We start from the raw sequence: 15,740 nt of genomic DNA on the forward strand, positions 1-15,740 counted from the left end.
CGCGACTCGAGACGTACGACCGACTCGCGGGGGCCGGCGGTTCACCGGCACCGGCCCGGACGGCGGGCACGGCGGGACATCCGGCGGCCGGGGCCCCGGCACCGGTGCTCCACCGCCGGGCGCCGTCCGATCCGGCTCGCACTGTTTCCAGTGGCGGAGCGCCCGGTTCCTCGCCGACCCGGCCAGTGCCGCGCGGCCGACGGCCCCGCCCCCCGCAGCCGGAACCCCTCGTCGACGACCGGCCTTGCCCGCCTGTTCCCTGATGACCGCCGCGTCGGTGGCCGGATCGTCCGCCGTCACACGGGCGACGCGCAGCCGGTGCACACGGCCCGGCCCTGTCCGGCCGGAGTCCTGGGCGGGGCCGGACGGCGCGGCGCAGGCACGTGGTGCGGTACCTCAGGGCGGCCGGTGTGTGCTGTCCGGCTCTCAGGCGGCGCTCCTTCGTTCGCCGGTGCCGTCGGGTGTGCCGGCGCCGAGCCCCGCCGCCGGGGCGGACGCCGGAGCCGGGGCGGACGGTCCGGTGACGGCCGGAGCCGGCTCCGCCGTCCCGACGGCCGCCGTCCCGCACACGGGGGAGCCGGGGACGGCGGACGCGGGGACGCCGGGCTTGCGCAGCAGGAGGAGCGCCGCGTCGTCGTGCAGCCTGCCGCCCACATGCGTCAGCAGTTCCTCGTGCAGAGCCGCGACGGTGCGCGCCGGATCGTCGTACAGATGCCGGGCAAACCCCTCGGCGAGCGGGTAGAACGCGCGGTCGGCGTCGCGGGCCTCGGTGACCCCATCGGTGTAGAGCAGCAGCTGGTCCCCGTCGCCGAAGGACAGCACCTGGAGGCCGGGGGGCTCACCGGCCAGGGCGCGCAGCCCCAGCGGGGGCGCCGGCTGAGCGGACTCCACCGTCGTCACGCCGGCTCCCCGGACCAGCAGCGGAGGCGCGTGCCCGCAGTTCACCAGCTCCAGACGTCCGGGCTCCGGGTACCCGGCGACCACGGCGGTGACGAAGTCGTCGTTGCCGAGGTTGCGGGCCAGACTCCGCTCGATCCTGCCGACGACGTCCAGCAGATCGGGCTCGTCGCAGGCCGCCTCGCGGAAGACGCCGAGGACGAGAGCCGCGGTCCCCACGGCCGGCAGACCCTTGCCGCGGACGTCGCCGACGATCAGCCGCACCCCGTAGGGGGTGGGAATCAGGGCGTAGAGGTCCCCGCCGATCCGGGCCTCCGCGGCGGCGGCACTGTAGTGGACGGCCACCTGGAAGGGGCCGACGGTGGCCGGCGGCGGTCGGAGAAGGGCGTGCTGTGCGGTCTCGGCGACGGAGCGGACGGCCGCGAGGACACGCTCCCGGCGTGCGCGCACCGCCCCGGCCAGGCTGCTGGCCAGGGTGACGCTCGCCAGTACGGCCAGTACGGCTACCAGGTTTCCGCCGGTCACCCCGTCCCTGACCCCGAGCACGACGCTCAGCAGCGTGGCGAGGAGACCGACCCCGACGACTCCGCGCCATCCGCAGGTGGCGGCCGCCAGCGCCGGTCCGGCGGCGAACAGGGGCAGCCAGACCAGGCCGGCACCGCCGGCCAGGTCGATGACCGTGATGACGCAGAGCAGCAGTAAGGGCAGTACGGGCGTACCGGCGGCCCAGTGCGCGAGTGCCCGGGTCGGGTGGTCGCCACGGTGCTGTCGGGCGTGACTCATGTGTCGTCAGCAATCCTCACTGTGCACGGCGCGTTCCTGGATGTCCTGCTTGTCCAGGAAAATGGGTGTGTGCCGGGCATCGCAAGGGGATGATTTTCAGATAGTGAGAGAGAGGCTCCGGGTGATGCGGTCGGCGGTGGCGATGAGCCGCGCCCTGATCTCCTCGAGCCGGGAGAGCCGGTCCACCCGCATGGACACACCGAGCGAGCCGAGGGTGTCCCCGCTGTAGACGGGGATCGCGGCGCAGACCGTGCCCAGCGCGTACTCCTCCAGGTCCGTGACGACGGGGGCCACCGGGCTCGAGTCGAGCCGACGGAGCAGTTCCGGCGCCGTGGTGACCGTGCGCGGTGTGAGATCGTTCAGAGGGTGCCGGGACAGGTACTCACGGCGGGCCGCGTCGTCCAGCTCCCGCAGGACGGACTTGCCCAGCGCGGTGGCGTGCCCGGCGTCCTCGAAGCCGACCCAGAGGTCGACCCGGGGCGCGCGGGGACCGTCGGCGATCTCGGCGACCCGGATCTCGCCGTCCTCGTAGAAGGTGAGGTAGGCGGCGGTCGAGAGCTCGTCCCGCAGGGCGGCGAGTGTCGGCCGGACGCGGCTGAGCAGGGCCTGACCGCCGCCGACGGTGTGCAGCGTGTGCAACCGCTCGCCGAGGATGAATCCGCCGTCGTCCAGCTTGCGCAGGTACCCGTCGTGGACCAGCGTGCGCAGCAGGTGATAGGCGGTGGCCAGGGGCAGCCCCGCCTCCCGCGCCAGCTGCTTCGCCGGCGCGCCGTTCTGGTGTGCGCTCACCGCCTCCAGCAGACGAAAGGCACGCTGCACGGAGGTGATGAGGGTGGGGCCCGTGCTCATGGCACCAGCGTGCGCCAGGCCCGCACCGCAGGCAAGGCACCGCAGGCAAGGCACCGCAGGCAAGGGCACCGACGGGCTCCCCTCTCTCCTCCCGGTGGGGAAACGGCACGTGTGGGGCGCTATGACATGGATACGCGGTGGGGACAGCATCACCGGTCAGCACCACCACTACCGCACCACGGCCGTCCGGAAGGTACTTCGACGCCATGGACAGCTCCCGGCACGACCACGATGCCGACGGCACGGGCAGCGCCCCGTCGGCCGCGTACCGCTCCGAAGTGACACTCAACGTCAACGGGAAGCCGCATGCCTTCCTGATCGACCACCGACGGGTCCTGCTGGACCTTCTGCGGGAGGACCTGGACCTCATCGGGGCCAAGAAGGGCTGCGACCACGGCCAGTGCGGTGCCTGCACGGTGCTGGTCGACGGCCGCCGGATCAACAGCTGCCTGCAACTGGCCGTCTCGCTGGACGGCTGCGACGTGCTGACGGTGGAAGGACTCACCGACGGCGACCAGCTGCACCCCCTGCAACGGGCGTTCCTCGACCGGGACGCCTTCCAGTGCGGATACTGCACGCCGGGGCAGATCTGCTCGGCCGTCGGTGTCCTCGCCGAGGCCGCGGCAGGCCATCCCTCCCACGCCACCGACCCCGCCGCACCGCCGGAGCGGCCGGCCGTGCTGGACGCCACCGAGATCCGCGAGCGGCTCAGCGGCAATCTGTGCCGCTGCGGCGCCTATCCGCGCATCGTCGAGGCCGTGCAGGACGTGGCCCCGTGAAACCCTTCGGACACCTGCGGGCCACGACCGTGGAGGAAGCCGCCCAAGCTCTCGCCGCGCACCCGGGGGCCCGCTGCCTCGGTGGCGGCACCAACCTCGTCGACCTGATGAAACTGGGTGTGGAGCGGCCCGACCTCCTCGTCGAGGTGAGCCGCCTGCCGCTGGACGACGTCGAGGAGCTGACGGACGGTTCCCTGCGTGTCGGCGCGACCGTCCGCAACAGCGACCTCGCGGCCCACCCCCTGGTACGCGGCCGGTATCCCGCGCTCTCCCAGGCGCTCCTCGCGGGTGCTTCCGGCCAGCTGCGCAACGCCGCCACCACCGGCGGCAACCTGCTGCAGCGGACCCGCTGCCCCTACTTCCAGGACGTGTCCAAACCCTGCAACAAGCGGGCACCGGGCAGTGGCTGCGGCGCCCTCGACGGCACACACCGCGATCACGCGGTCCTCGGCCACTCCGGCCACTGCATCGCCACCCACCCCTCGGACATGGCCGTCGCGCTCGCCGCCCTGGACGCGCGCGTCGAGCTGTACGGCTCCGAGGGCGCCCGGAGCGTCCCGGCCGCCGCGTTCCACCGGCTGCCCGGCGACCAGCCCGAGCGGGACACCGAGATCCGCCCCGGTGAACTCATCACCGGTGTGGTGCTCCCCGCCGCCACGGCCTTGTCGCCCTCGGCCTACCGAAAGGCCCGCGACCGGGCCTCGTACGCCTTCGCCCTGGCGTCCGTCGCCGCCGTCCTGCACCTGTCGGACGACGGAACCGTCGCCCACGTGGGCCTCGCCTTCGGCGCGCTGGCCCACCGGCCGTGGCGGGCGACCCGCGCCGAGGACGCGCTGCGGGGCGGGCCGGCGACCCCGGACGCGTTCGCCCACGGCATCGACCTGGAACTCCGGGCTGCCCGGCCCCTGCGGGACAACGGGTACAAGGTGGGCCTCGCCCGCGGTCTCGCCCTGGACGTCCTGACCCGGCTCGCCGCGCCCGCCAGGACCTGACCCGGCACGTCACAGGAGGACACCATGACCGGTACCGGTCCCGCCCCGGGTGCTCCGGCCGAGCGCCGCGAAGGACACCAGAAGGTCACCGGCAGCGCCCGCTACGCCGCCGAACACCCGCTGCCGGGCCGCGCCCACGCCTGGCCCGTGCCCGCCACGATCGCCCGCGGCCGGGTGACGGCCGTCGACACGTCAGCGGCCCTGGACCTGCCCGGGGTCCTGACCGTACTCACCCACGAGGACGCCCCCAGGATCGCCGAACCCGACGACCCCGTGCTGGCCGTGCTGCAAAATCCCCGCGTGCCGCACCGGGGCTGGTACGTCGCACTCGTCGTGGCGCGCTCCCTGGAGGAGGCCCGCGTGGCCGCGGACGCGGTCCGTGTCGAGTACGCGGTGGAGGAGCACGACGTGGTCCTGCGGGCGGACCACCCCGACGTGTACGAGCCGGACACCGCCAACGGCGGCTTCCCGGCCCGCCGGGAGCGGGGAGATCCCGAGGGTGCCTTCGCCTCCGCACCCGTCCGGGTCGACGTCGCCTACCGGGTGCCGCCCCTGCACAACCACCCCATGGAACCCCACACGAGCACGGCGCACTGGGAGAGCGACCGGCTCGTCGTCCACACCTCCAGCCAGGGGACCACCACGGTGCGCGCCACACTCGCAGCCCTCTTCGGCATCCCCGAGGACCGGATCACCGTTGCCGCCGACCACGTCGGAGGCGGCTTCGGCTCCAAGGGCACCCCACGCCCCGACGTCGTGCTCGCCGTCATGGCCGCCCGCCGGACGGCCAGGCCGGTGACCGTCGCCCTGCCCCGCCGGCAGCTTCCCGCCGTCGTCGGTCACCGGGCGCCCACCCTGCACCGGCTCCGTCTGGGCGCCGGGGCCGACGGCCGGCTGACCAGCCTGACCCACGAGGTCGTCACCCACAGTTCCCGCATCAAGGAGTTCGTGGAGCAGGCGGCGGTCCCCGCCCGTGTGATGTACGCCGTCCCCCACTCCCGAACGCTCCACCGGCTGGTGCGGCTCGACGTACCCAGCCCCTCGTGGATGCGCGCCCCCGGCGAGGCACCCGGCATGTACGCCCTGGAGTCCGCGGTGGACGAGCTGGCGGGCGAACTGGGCATGGACCCGATACAGCTGCGCCTCGTCAACGAACCGGAGCGCGAGCCGGACAGCGGCAAGCCGTTCAGCAGCAGGCACCTCACGGAGTGCCTGCGGGACGGCGCGCGGCGGTTCGACTGGGCAGGGCGCGACCCGCGGCCCCGCTCCCGCACCGAAGGGGCCCTGCTCGTCGGCACGGGAGTCGCGGCAGCCACCTACCCCGTTCTCGTGGCACCGTCCACCGCCGAGGCGCGCGCGCTGCCGAACGGAACGTTCGTCGTACGGACCAACGCCACCGACATAGGCACGGGAGCCCGCACGGTGCTCGCCCAGGTGGCGGCAAGCGCCCTCGGCGTGCCCCTCGACCGGGTGCGGACCGAGGTCGGCAACAGTGACCTGCCCTCCGCACCGCTGGCCGGCGGCTCCTCCGGGACCGCATCCTGGGGCTGGTCCGTCCACGACGCGTGCACCCGGCTGGCGGAGGCTCTCGCCGCCCGCACGGGTCAGCTGCCCGACGAGGGGGTCACCGCCCACGCGGACACCACGGGACAGGCCGACGCCGACAGCCCCTACGCACGCCACGCCTTCGGCGCGCACTTCGCGGAGACCGCCGTGGACCGCGTCAGCGGCGAGGTCCGGGTGCGCCGGCTGCTGAGTGTCTATGCGGCGGGACGGATCCTCAACGCCCGCACCGCGCGGTCCCAGTTCGTCGGCGGCATGGTCATGGGCCTGGGCATGGCGCTGACCGAGGACAGCACGATGGACACCGCCTTCGGCGACTTCACCGAATCGGACCTGGCGGCCTACCACGTGCCCGTGCACGCCGACGTGCCCCGAGTCGAGGCGCACTGGATCGACGAGGAGGACGCCCACCTCAACCCCATGGGGAGCAAGGGAATCGGCGAGATCGGCATCGTCGGCACGGCGGCGGCCATCGGCAACGCCGTGCACCACGCCACCGGCATCCGCTTCCGTGACCTCCCGCTGACGCCCGACAAGGTGCTGACCGCACTGGCGGACTGAACGGCCTCGCCGCACGCCCCGTCAGGGCACGGGCGCGGGACGGACCGCGAGGACCGCGATGTCGTCGTCGCTGCCGGCGGCCAGTCCGATGAGCAGCTCGTCGCAGAAGACGTCGAGGGGTTCGTGGGCCAGCCCGGCGGCGTGCCCGCGGAGCCGGTCCAGGGCGTGGTCCAGGGACTCGGCGCGGCGTTCGATGAGGCCGTCGGTGTACAGCAGCACGGTCGAGCCGGCCGGGATCGCGTCCTTGGCCTGGGGGCGGACCAGCGCGGGGTCGACGCCGAGCAGCAGCCCCGACCCGTTTTCCAGGTAGCGGGTGCGGCCGTCCGGGCTGACGAGCAGCGGCGGCAGATGGCCGGCGGAGGAGTGAACGAACTGCCAGAGGCCGGTTCCGAGTTCCTTGATCAGGCCGTAGACGCAGGTCGCGGTGGCTTCCTGGCGCAGGGTGTGGTTCGCCATGTCCAGGCGGCGCAGGACCTCCCCCGGCGGCTCCTGCCGGTCCACGGCGATACCGCGCAGCATGCTGCGCAGCTGGCTCATGGCGATGGCCGCGTCGAGGTCGTGCCCGGCGACGTCACCGATGACCAGCGCCGTGTCCCCGTCGGGCAGGGCGAAACAGTCGTACCAGTCGCCGCCGACCTCGGCCGTGGCGGAGGAGGCCGCGTAGCGGGCGGCCAGCCAAAGACGCGGGATCTCGGGCAGCGGCGACAGGAGCGAGCGCTGGAGACGTTCGGCGATCGTCCGCGTCTCCTGGTGGAGGCGGGCGTTCTCCACCCGCAGGGCGATCGCGCGTGCCAGCTCGTCGACCAGCGGCAGATCCCCCTCGGTGAACGGCCTCCCCTGCCCCCTCCGGGCGATCGTGAGCGCGCCGATGACCTTTCGTGGCGACCGGAGCGGGGCGACCACCGAGCTGTTCGCCCCCAGCCTCCGGAACAGCTCCACGTAGTGGGCGTCCAGCGGGCTTGCGGCCCGGCCCGGGGAGGGGGGCTCGCTGAACAGCAGGGGGCCCGCCCCGCGCAGCGCGCGGGCCAGTGGCCCCTGTGCGGTCTCGGACAGCGGCGGAAGCCGGCCCTCGTACTCCTCGGGCCACGGCCCCTGGGGAGCACGGTGCATGACGCAGACCCGCTCCACCTCGTCCTGTGCCATGAAGAGGTCCACCAGGCACCAGTCGGCCAGCCAACGGGTCAGGACCCGGCCCACCCTCCGCAGGCCCTCGTTCAGGTCCGCGAGGGAGCTCAGGGCGGCCCCCGTGTCGGCCAGCAGGGAAAGCCGTTCCAGCTCGGATGCGCCGCCGGCCCGGCCCACGCCCGTTCTCCGGTCCTGCCCGGGGGAGGCGGACCAGGGGGCGCCGCCCGCCTCCCGCCGGACCCCGGGCCGTATCCGGCCGGGCGGACGGACCGGGGGCGGCGGTACCGACCCCCTCGGGGAGAGCTGGGCCACGAACACGGTGTGGCCGTCGGCGGTCTCCTGACTCTCGACGAACAGCCGGACGGGGACCAGCCCACCGTCGCGGTGCAGTGCGGGGAGCGGCAGTGACCGGCCCAGGATCCGCGGCCGCCCGCTGAGCAGCAGGGACGTGAACGCCACGGTGTGACGCTTGCGGAGATGCTCCGGGATGAGCGCGGTGAGCGGCTGCCCGATGAGATCGTCCACGTGCCAGCCGAGCAGGTCCGCCGCCGGTCCGCTGACCGCGATGATCCGGTTCGACTCGTCGGCGGCGATCATCGCGACCCCGCTGGCCTGTACCCGACCGGCGTCCCACAGCACCGGCTCCGAGGCACCGGCGCCCGGTTCCCGGGGCATCACCGCCCACGCAGTGGGGCGTTCCCCGGTGAGCTGGCCGCCGATCTGGTCGAACAGCCACTCCTGGAAGCCCCGACCGCGCGGCAGCGCCGGCAGCGTCAGCAGACGCTCGTCCCGGGCGGCCTCCTCGGCCGCGTCGAGAACCGCGAGCAGGGTCTCCACCGACGGTCCGGCGTCCGACGGCACCCACAGGGGCAGAGACCCGAACTCCGCCTCGGCGTGCTGCTGCCGCAGCGCGGCCGCCACCCCCGCACTGATCACGTCGTTCATGTCCAGGGCGACCGCGAGGTCCTCCGCCGTCACACCCGGCACCTCCCCGGTGGCCAGGGCCAGAACGACCTCGTTCAGCAGCGTGTGCCGGTGTTGTGTGCAGGTCAGACAGAGCGCCGCCGGTACATCGAGGAGTGTCACGGTCTCGCCCCGCCCGGAGCAGGATGTGGCGGTCGCCCACCCGTCCGAGGGAGGCGGCGACGGGGATCCCTCGGGCCACAGCTCGAACCACACCGTCTTGACCTCGTCGCCCACGTCGACGCCGTGCCGGGACGCCAGCCGCTCGACCAGAGCCAGCCCTTGCCCCGTACCGGTGTACGCGGGACCCCCGTAGGGCGCGAGCCCGCGCTCGGGCCGCCGATCGCTCACCCGCACGAGGACCCCGCCGTCACCCGTCCGGGCCGTCACTTCGATCTCGGTGCGTGCGTGCAGCACCGCATTCGTCACCAATTCGCTGACCAGGAGCTGAGCGGTGTCCACCGTCCCCGGTGCGGCGTCGCCGAGCGTGGCCCGCACGAACCACCGGGCCTCCGCCACGCTCTCCGGCTCCGGGGGGAAACGCCGTGACGGTGCCCCGGAGGCATTGAGGTCGCCCATGGACTCAGTCTGCCCCACGGCCCCCGCCCCCGCGTGCACACTCACCTGCCCGCCGCGCGGCCGACGGGTCCGTTGGGTCCGCAGCGGTCTCACCTCGTACAGAACCCTGAACCCGGCCCCGGAACGCGAAATCCGGGAGCTTTTGCGGAGGCCGTCGGGCCGCGGCTCGTGTTGTACATGTCCATGTCTCGCGCCGGTTTCATCGCCGGCCCGCCGCACTGCCGAGCTCGTCGCTCGCCGGCTCCCGGGGCGGCGGCCCCACGACGGCGTACCGTGCGCCGGCCGGTGTGACCAGGCATTGTGGTCATGGTGACCGGGCGGCACCCGCCCGGCGTGGCCAACGGCCGGGAAGCGTACCGGGGCCGTGGCGGGGGCGACGCCGGCGGTCAGACCCTTCGCGCCCGGCCTGGTCGACGAGGCGGCCGTGGACGCCGTCCTCCGGACCCGCGTCAGGTCTGCCGTTCCGTCCGGGCGCTTCGGTCGAGGGTGATCCGCGCGGCGACCGGCAGGTGGTCGCTGCCGGTCTCGGGCAGGGTGCGGAGGTGGCGGACGGCGGCCGAGCGGGCCATCACCTGGTCGATACGGGTCAGGGGCAGCGCGGCGGGGAAACCGAGGGCGAAGCCGCGTTCCGCCACGTTCATCGAAGAGGTCAGCGGAGCCAGCCCGCGGTCGTCGACGGTGCCGTTGAGATCGCCCAGAAGGATCACCGGCTCCAGCTCCTCGGCATCGAGGGCCCGGCCCAGCAGACGGGCACTCTCGTCCCGGTCGGCCGAGGCGAGGCCGCCCGGCCCGATCCGGATCGAGGGCAGGTGCGCGACGTAGGCCGCGATGTCCCCGTGCGGGCTGCGGACCACGGCCCGCAGTCCTCGGCTCCACGGCTCGGTGATCCCCCGGGGCTTGATGTCCAGCAGCCTGGCGCCGGTGAGCGGATGCCTCGACCAGAGGCCGACGGTGCCCCGGACCTCGTGGTACGGGTAGCGCCGGGCGAGTGTCCGCTCGTAGACCGGCAGCGCCGCCGGCACCAGTTCCTCCAGCGCGATGAGGTCGGCGCCGGCGTCGGCCAGGGCGCGGGCGGTGCCCGCCGGGTCGGGGTTCTCGTCACTGACGTTGTGCTGCACCACCACCAGATCCCGCGCGCCGGCCCGCGGCTCGGGCAGCAGCAACCCGCCGAAGAGCCACGTCCAGGCGGTCACCGGCAGCAGCAGGGCCAGCAGCGCGGTCGCCGAACCCCGCAGCAGCGCCGCCGCGAACAGCACCACGACCACCACCCCCAGCCAGGGCAGGAACGACTCCAGCAGACTGCCCGCCCGGCCCACGGAGTTGGGTACCGCGCGGTGGAACACCAGCAGCCCCGCCGTCAGCACCGCGCCCGCCGCGATCACCCGCCCCCGCGTCCAGACCGACCCGCCGCGCGAGCCCCACCGTCCGCCGCCCACCCGTTCCTCCCCGCTGCCCCGCCCGCATGATCCTTGTCCTCAGGACGCGCTCCCGCGTGACGCGGGTTCCGTGCTTGGTCACCTTCTGGTTCCCCAGTCACCAAAAAGTGCGTTCTTCCATGTCAGCGGCCACTCTCTTACGGTTTCCGAGTAACCACAGGTGACCAGGGCCGGCCGCCGGGACCGTCACCGGCCCGGCGGCGGAGAGCCCACGGGCTCACAGCACAAGGAGGCAGGCAGCATGGCCGTCACCCTGATCAACCCCGAGGGACTTTTGGAGACCGACGTCTACCGGCAGGTGGCGATCGCGTCCGGTTCCAGGATGGTCTTCATCGCCGGGCAGGTCTCCTGGGACGCCGACGGCGTCACCGTCGGCGTGGGCGACCTCGCCGCCCAGGTCGAGCAGTGCTACCTCAACGTCGCCACGGCCCTGGCCGCGGCCGGCGCCACGTTCGCCGACGCCGTGAAACTGACCGTCTACGTCGTCGACTGGACGCCCGACAAGATGGCGCAGTTCATGGAGGGCGCCACCCGCGCGGCACGGAAGCTGGGAACCACCCCGGCGGCGCCGGGCACGCTGGTGGGCGTGCAGGCACTGGACATCCCCGACCACCTGGTCGAGATCGAGGCCGTCGCGGTCCTGGACTGAGGCCCGTCGCGGTCCGCGACCGAGGCCCGGGACGTCGAGAACAGTTACGGCCCCCGGGCGCGCAGGTACCGGCCGCACGCCTCGAATCCGTGACGAGGGAGCCGCCCCAGGGGGCGCGTACGACGTTCTGCGGAAGGCGCGGCTCCGAGTGGACGGGAAGAAGGCCGCCCGCCCTCGCTCGAACCAGTCGACGGAGGAGGGGGACGGCGGCTCGGCGGTCGGTGGCCGGGGCGCCAGGGATGGTGCTGAGGCCACGTATGCCGCCAAGGGCGGTCACGCGGAGCCCTTCTGGCCGGGCGCTGCCGAGACCGCCGGAACCTGTCCTTCCACCCTCCTCCGTCACACGTCCCAGGGTGTTGCCGCTGTCACATGCCGTGCATCAGACACGGAAGACGTCGAGGAAACTGCTCCAGAACCCCTTCTTCCGTCCCGACTCCTGCCGGGCCGGGGCGGACGGCGCCGCGGTCAGGGGCTGCTCCGCGCCGGGCGCCGAGGCACGGCTCTGCAGAGCCGCCGCCATGCGTGTGGCCGGTGACGGGCTGAAGGTCGCGGGCAGCGCCACCAGGGCCCGGTGGAACGGCCCCGGCCGCCACCGCAGTTCCTCCCGCGGTACGGCCAGCGCCAGATCGGGCAGTGCGTTGAGCAGCCGTTCGATCGCGGTGGTCGCGATCACCGTCGCCGGGTCCTTGGCGGGGCATGCGTGTGGTCCTGCCCCCCACGCCAGGTGCGCGCCCTTGCTGTGCGTGCGGCGGGCCTCGGCGAGCGCGGGGTCGCTGTTGGCACCCGCGAAGGAGATGACGACCGGGGTGTTGGCCTCCACCACGTGGCCGCCCAGGTCGACGTCCTGGACCGGGTAGTGGGTCGCGTAATTGGCGATCGGCGTCTCGTTCCACAGCACATGATCGAGGGCCTCCTCGATCATCATGCCGCTCTGCCGGCCACCCGCGCCGGACAGCAGCAGCAACAGGGCATTGCCGATCAGATTGCGCTCGGGTTCCACTCCGGCGCCCATCAGCACGACCAACTGGTCCTTGAGCTCCTCGTCGGTCAGCCCGGCCGGGTGCTGGATCAGCCACGAGGTGACGTCGTCGCCCGGCTGGCGCCGCTTGCGGGCGATCAGCTCCATGAGGCAGGCGGTGAGGTCCTCGTTGGCGCGCAGGGCGTCCTTGCCGTCGAAGATCGCCGACATCGCGGTGGTGAGGGTGTCACCGATGTCCGCGGGGCAGCCGAACAGCTTGTTGAACAGCAGCAGCGGCAGCAGCTTGGCGTAGTCGTTGAGCAGGTCGGCACGGCCCCGCTCGCTGAACTGGTCGATCAGGTAGTCGGCGATCGGCTCCACGTCGCGGCGGACCCGGGTGATGTTGAGCCGGGACAGGCTGTCGGTGACCGCCTTGCGCAGCCGCAGGTGCACCGCCCCGTCGGTGAACAGGCAGTTCGGCCGGTACGCCATCATCGGCAGCACCGGGTTGTCCATCCCGATGCGTCCCTCGTTCAGCGCCTTCCATCGGCGGGCGTCGCGGGCGAAGAGCTCGGTGTTCTGCAGGACGCGCAGCGCCATCTCGTGCCCCACGACCAGCGTGGCGTCCGCGCCCGGGGCGAGCTCGACCGGGCCGGCCGGAGCGTGGGCCCGCAACCGGTCGTAGAGCGCTTGAGGATCGGCGGCGAAGGAGGCGTCGTGCATGGGGCATCTGCTGCCTGTGGGCGCAGATGTCTGCTGAAGATCCATGAAGTCTTCCTTGGTGAACCGGGAACGGCCGCTCCCGGGCGTGGTGGGCGCGGCAGTCAGGCCGCACGCTCGAGCAGATGCCGGACGAGCGCGATCAGTGCCTGCGCGGATGACCGCTGGTCGCGGGCGTCGCAGTAGACGACGGGGGTGTCCGGGAGCAGGTCGAGCGCCTCACGCACCTCCGCCTCGCCGTAGGTGTCGGACGGGTTGAAGGTGTTGACGGCGATGGCGTACTCCAGGCCGTACCCCTCGACGAGGTCGATGACGGGGAACGTCTCCTCCAGCCGCGCGGGGTCGACCAGCAGCAGCGCTCCCAGTGCACCGCGGGCCATGTCCTCCCACAGCTGCATGAAGCGCTGCTGCCCCGGTGTGCCGAAGAGGTACAGCACCAGGTCTTCGCTCAGCGTGAGACGGCCGAAGTCCAGGGCGACCGTGGTGGTGGTCTTGTCCGTCACGCCCCGCAGGTCGTCGACGTGCACGGAGGCCTGGGTCATCTTCTCCTCGGTGCGCAGCGGAGTGATCTCCGACAGCGAACCGATGAGTGTCGTCTTGCCCACGGCGAAATGCCCGACGACGAGGATCTTGGCGGCGTTGGTCACCGCGCTGGAGACGTAGATGGAGCCCTGGGCCGTCTCAGCTGATGAGGGATTGGAGTCCATGCAGAACCTTCTCGAGGGTCGCTCTGTCAACGTTCTGGGCCCGGGGCGGCTCGGCGCGGTGGAGCAGGTGCCCCTGCTCGAACAGGTCGGTCAGCAGCAGGCGGGCCACCCCGACCGGCAGCCCGAGGTGACCGGCCACCTCGGCCACCGACAGGTAGCCCCCCGCGCACAGGTCCCAGATCGCCGTCACTTCGGGCCCGGCCCCGAGCGGAGGAGTCCGCTCGGGAGCCAGCGTGACGAGGGTGTGCAGTGCAAGATCGTCCGAGGACGGCAGGCTCCGGCCACCGGTGATGACGTAGGAGCGGACGAAGTCGCTGGAGACGGCCTCCTCCTCGCCGGGAGCCGTCATGAGCCGCCACCGTGGTCCGAGCGTGGTGCGACGCTCATCGCCTTGCTGAGCGCCACCACCGTCTTCTGCATACGGAACGACACGGCTTCCATGTCGACGTCGGGCGCCGCCGAGACGGCCAGGTAGGCGCCCTGCCCGGCGGCGCTCAGGAAGATCCAGCCGCCGTCGTACTCGAGCAGGGTCTGCTTCCAGACACCCTTGCCCGAACCGACGAAACCTGAGACCGCGCGGCTGAGGGACTGCATGGAACTCATCGCCGCAGCGTTCGTCTCCGCGTCGTCGCGCGAGATGTCGTCCGAACGCTGCAGCAGCAGGCCGTCACCCGAGACGAGGACGGCGTGACGGGCACCGCGCACCTCGAGCACGTCGTTCAGCACCCACGACAGGTCGGTGTTCACCGCTGATCAGGTCCTTCCATGGTGTTCGTGATCCGACCGAGCTGGGTGCCGCGGGCGAACGCGCCGAGGCGCGACGCGGTCACCTCGCTGGCCTGCTCGGACGTGGGCTCGTCGGCAGTGGCCGTGGCGTCCGGCGAGGGCACCACCGAGATGGGGCCCTGCCGCCGGCGCCGCTTGGGAAGTCCTCCGTTGGTCTTGCCCACCACATGGGAGGGGCCCACCGGCACGGGAGCGAGCCGCTGCGGGGCGGCCTCCTCCCCGGAGGTTTCCTGGGCGGGCTCGGCAGGTGCGGGCGCCTCGGCGGCAAGGAGACTTTCCGGTACACGGATCACTGCGCGCACTCCGCCGTAGGGGGACACCGAGCCCACGGAGACGGCGAAGCCGTACCGCGCCGCGAGCATGCCGCACACCGCGAACCCGAACCGGGGCGGATCGCCCAGCCCCGTGATGTCGACCGCGCCCTCGGGGGACAGCAACGCCGCCGCCCGGTCCTTGGTCTCCTGGTCCATGCCCAGTCCGGCATCGTCGACGATGAAGCACACACCCGTCGGGACGGCCTGGATGTTGACCTCGACCGGTGTGCCCGGGGCGCTGTAGGTGGTCGCGTTGTCCAGCAGCTCGGCCAGCACGACCGCCAACGGTTCGACGGCCTTCGTGGAGACGGAGACACTGACCTGGGCGTGGATGCCGACCCGGTTGAAGTCCTTGATCCGCCCCTGGGCGCTGCGCGCCACGTCGTACACGGTCGCCGCGCCGTCACGCCGGCCCAGCCATCCGCCGCACAGTACGGAGATGCCCTTGGCCCGTCGGCTGAACTGGCTGCCGGTGTGGTCCACCGACATCAGGTCGGCGAGGACTTCGGTGTCGTTGCCGTACTTCTTCAGCAGTTCGTCGAGCAGCAGCTGCTGCTCCTCGGCGAGGGACTGCAGCGTTCCCATCGCCGACTTCAGTACGGCCTTGGTCGACGACTCGGCATCCGCACGGACGTCGGCGAGGTCGCCCTGGTGCCGCGCGTTGAGCGCGGCGATCTGCCCCTGTTGCTGGGCGAGCTGACCCTGGGTCTGCCCCAGGCTTGTTTCCAGGTCCTTCCTCGTTCTGCGGAGGGCCAGATTGGTTCTCCGCGCCCTCATCACTGCGAACGACGCAGTGATGAGCACTACCAGCAAGATCCACAACAGTGGATCCCGGATCAATGACGTCATGAGACTCTCTTCAAGTCGCATCGCGCCGGGAATGCGGGGAGGTCCGCCGATCCGTGCTGAGTGACCCGGCCGTCGAACGGCTCGGGCCCACGGGCGGACCACACCTCACTCCTTGGCGATGGGGCCTTAGAGACTGTCCCCCGTACGCGTTCATGACGCGCCGTCAGTCTACTGAAAGTTCGATGATCTTATCAGCTGCATATGCACAAAACGCATGCCGCGTACCTCAC

The 15,740-nt window shown here is 72.5% G+C and carries 13 protein-coding genes; 4 read left to right on the forward strand and 9 right to left on the reverse strand.

Features of this window, described 5'->3' with window-relative positions; all coding sequences use genetic code 11:
- Positions 1-426: 426 nt before the first annotated feature.
- Positions 427-1,680 (reverse strand): PP2C family protein-serine/threonine phosphatase, encoded by a 1,254-nt coding sequence (locus tag ACWZEH_RS33425; protein WP_456194798.1) that lies wholly within the window; start codon positions 1,678-1,680, stop codon positions 427-429.
- A 96-nt stretch (positions 1,681-1,776) separates the two neighbouring features.
- Positions 1,777-2,529 (reverse strand): IclR family transcriptional regulator, encoded by a 753-nt coding sequence (locus tag ACWZEH_RS33430; protein WP_456194799.1) that lies wholly within the window; start codon positions 2,527-2,529, stop codon positions 1,777-1,779.
- Between the two features lie 206 nt (positions 2,530-2,735).
- On the opposite strand from ACWZEH_RS33430, the gene ACWZEH_RS33435 reads away from it, so the two are divergent.
- The 3 genes from ACWZEH_RS33435 to ACWZEH_RS33445 are packed head-to-tail and all read left to right on the forward strand — an operon-like array spanning position 2,736 to position 6,424.
- Entirely contained in the window at positions 2,736-3,308 is a 573-nt protein-coding gene (locus ACWZEH_RS33435; RefSeq protein ID WP_456194800.1) for a 2Fe-2S iron-sulfur cluster-binding protein, read from the forward strand.
- Positions 3,305-4,300 carry an FAD binding domain-containing protein gene (locus tag ACWZEH_RS33440; RefSeq protein WP_456194801.1) on the forward strand — a complete coding sequence of 332 codons (996 nt, stop codon included), beginning with the start codon at positions 3,305-3,307 and terminating at the stop codon, positions 4,298-4,300. Before ACWZEH_RS33435 ends, ACWZEH_RS33440 begins: the two co-directional genes overlap by 4 nt.
- A 24-nt stretch (positions 4,301-4,324) precedes the next feature.
- Complete coding sequence (locus ACWZEH_RS33445) at positions 4,325-6,424, forward strand: xanthine dehydrogenase family protein molybdopterin-binding subunit (RefSeq protein WP_456194802.1); 2,100 nt, start codon at positions 4,325-4,327, stop codon at positions 6,422-6,424.
- A gap of 21 nt (positions 6,425-6,445) precedes the next feature.
- Here ACWZEH_RS33445 and ACWZEH_RS33450 read toward each other — a convergent pair whose 3' ends face one another.
- Positions 6,446-9,091 (reverse strand): SpoIIE family protein phosphatase, encoded by a 2,646-nt coding sequence (locus ACWZEH_RS33450; RefSeq protein ID WP_456194803.1) that lies wholly within the window; start codon positions 9,089-9,091, stop codon positions 6,446-6,448.
- Positions 9,092-9,540: 449 nt separating this feature from the next.
- Positions 9,541-10,527: an endonuclease/exonuclease/phosphatase family protein gene (locus tag ACWZEH_RS33455; protein WP_456194804.1), complete on the reverse strand. Its 987-nt coding sequence runs from the start codon at positions 10,525-10,527 to the stop codon at positions 9,541-9,543.
- A 241-nt stretch (positions 10,528-10,768) separates the two neighbouring features.
- Between ACWZEH_RS33455 and ACWZEH_RS33460 the strand changes: the two genes are divergently transcribed.
- Positions 10,769-11,176 (forward strand): RidA family protein, encoded by a 408-nt coding sequence (locus ACWZEH_RS33460; protein WP_456194805.1) that lies wholly within the window; start codon positions 10,769-10,771, stop codon positions 11,174-11,176.
- A gap of 379 nt (positions 11,177-11,555) precedes the next feature.
- Here ACWZEH_RS33460 and ACWZEH_RS33465 read toward each other — a convergent pair whose 3' ends face one another.
- The 5 genes from ACWZEH_RS33465 to ACWZEH_RS33485 all read right to left on the reverse strand — a co-directional run bounded on the left by ACWZEH_RS33465 (position 11,556) and on the right by ACWZEH_RS33485 (position 15,510).
- Complete coding sequence (locus ACWZEH_RS33465) at positions 11,556-12,857, reverse strand: cytochrome P450 family protein (RefSeq protein WP_456194806.1); 1,302 nt, start codon at positions 12,855-12,857, stop codon at positions 11,556-11,558.
- Positions 12,858-12,958: 101 nt separating this feature from the next.
- Entirely contained in the window at positions 12,959-13,561 is a 603-nt protein-coding gene (locus ACWZEH_RS33470; protein ID WP_456194807.1) for a GTP-binding protein, read from the reverse strand.
- Complete coding sequence (locus ACWZEH_RS33475) at positions 13,536-13,910, reverse strand: DUF742 domain-containing protein (RefSeq protein ID WP_456194808.1); 375 nt, start codon at positions 13,908-13,910, stop codon at positions 13,536-13,538. Before ACWZEH_RS33475 ends, ACWZEH_RS33470 begins: the two co-directional genes overlap by 26 nt.
- Positions 13,907-14,308: a roadblock/LC7 domain-containing protein gene (locus ACWZEH_RS33480; RefSeq protein WP_257852973.1), complete on the reverse strand. Its 402-nt coding sequence runs from the start codon at positions 14,306-14,308 to the stop codon at positions 13,907-13,909. Before ACWZEH_RS33480 ends, ACWZEH_RS33475 begins: the two co-directional genes overlap by 4 nt.
- A complete protein-coding gene (locus tag ACWZEH_RS33485; RefSeq protein ID WP_456194809.1) occupies positions 14,305-15,510 on the reverse strand; it encodes an ATP-binding protein in 1,206 nt (401 codons plus the stop codon). The genes ACWZEH_RS33480 and ACWZEH_RS33485 overlap by 4 nt, the downstream gene beginning before the upstream one ends.
- Positions 15,511-15,740: the final 230 nt, after the last annotated feature.

It is taken from the genome of Streptomyces yamdrokensis (genome assembly GCF_053890455.1).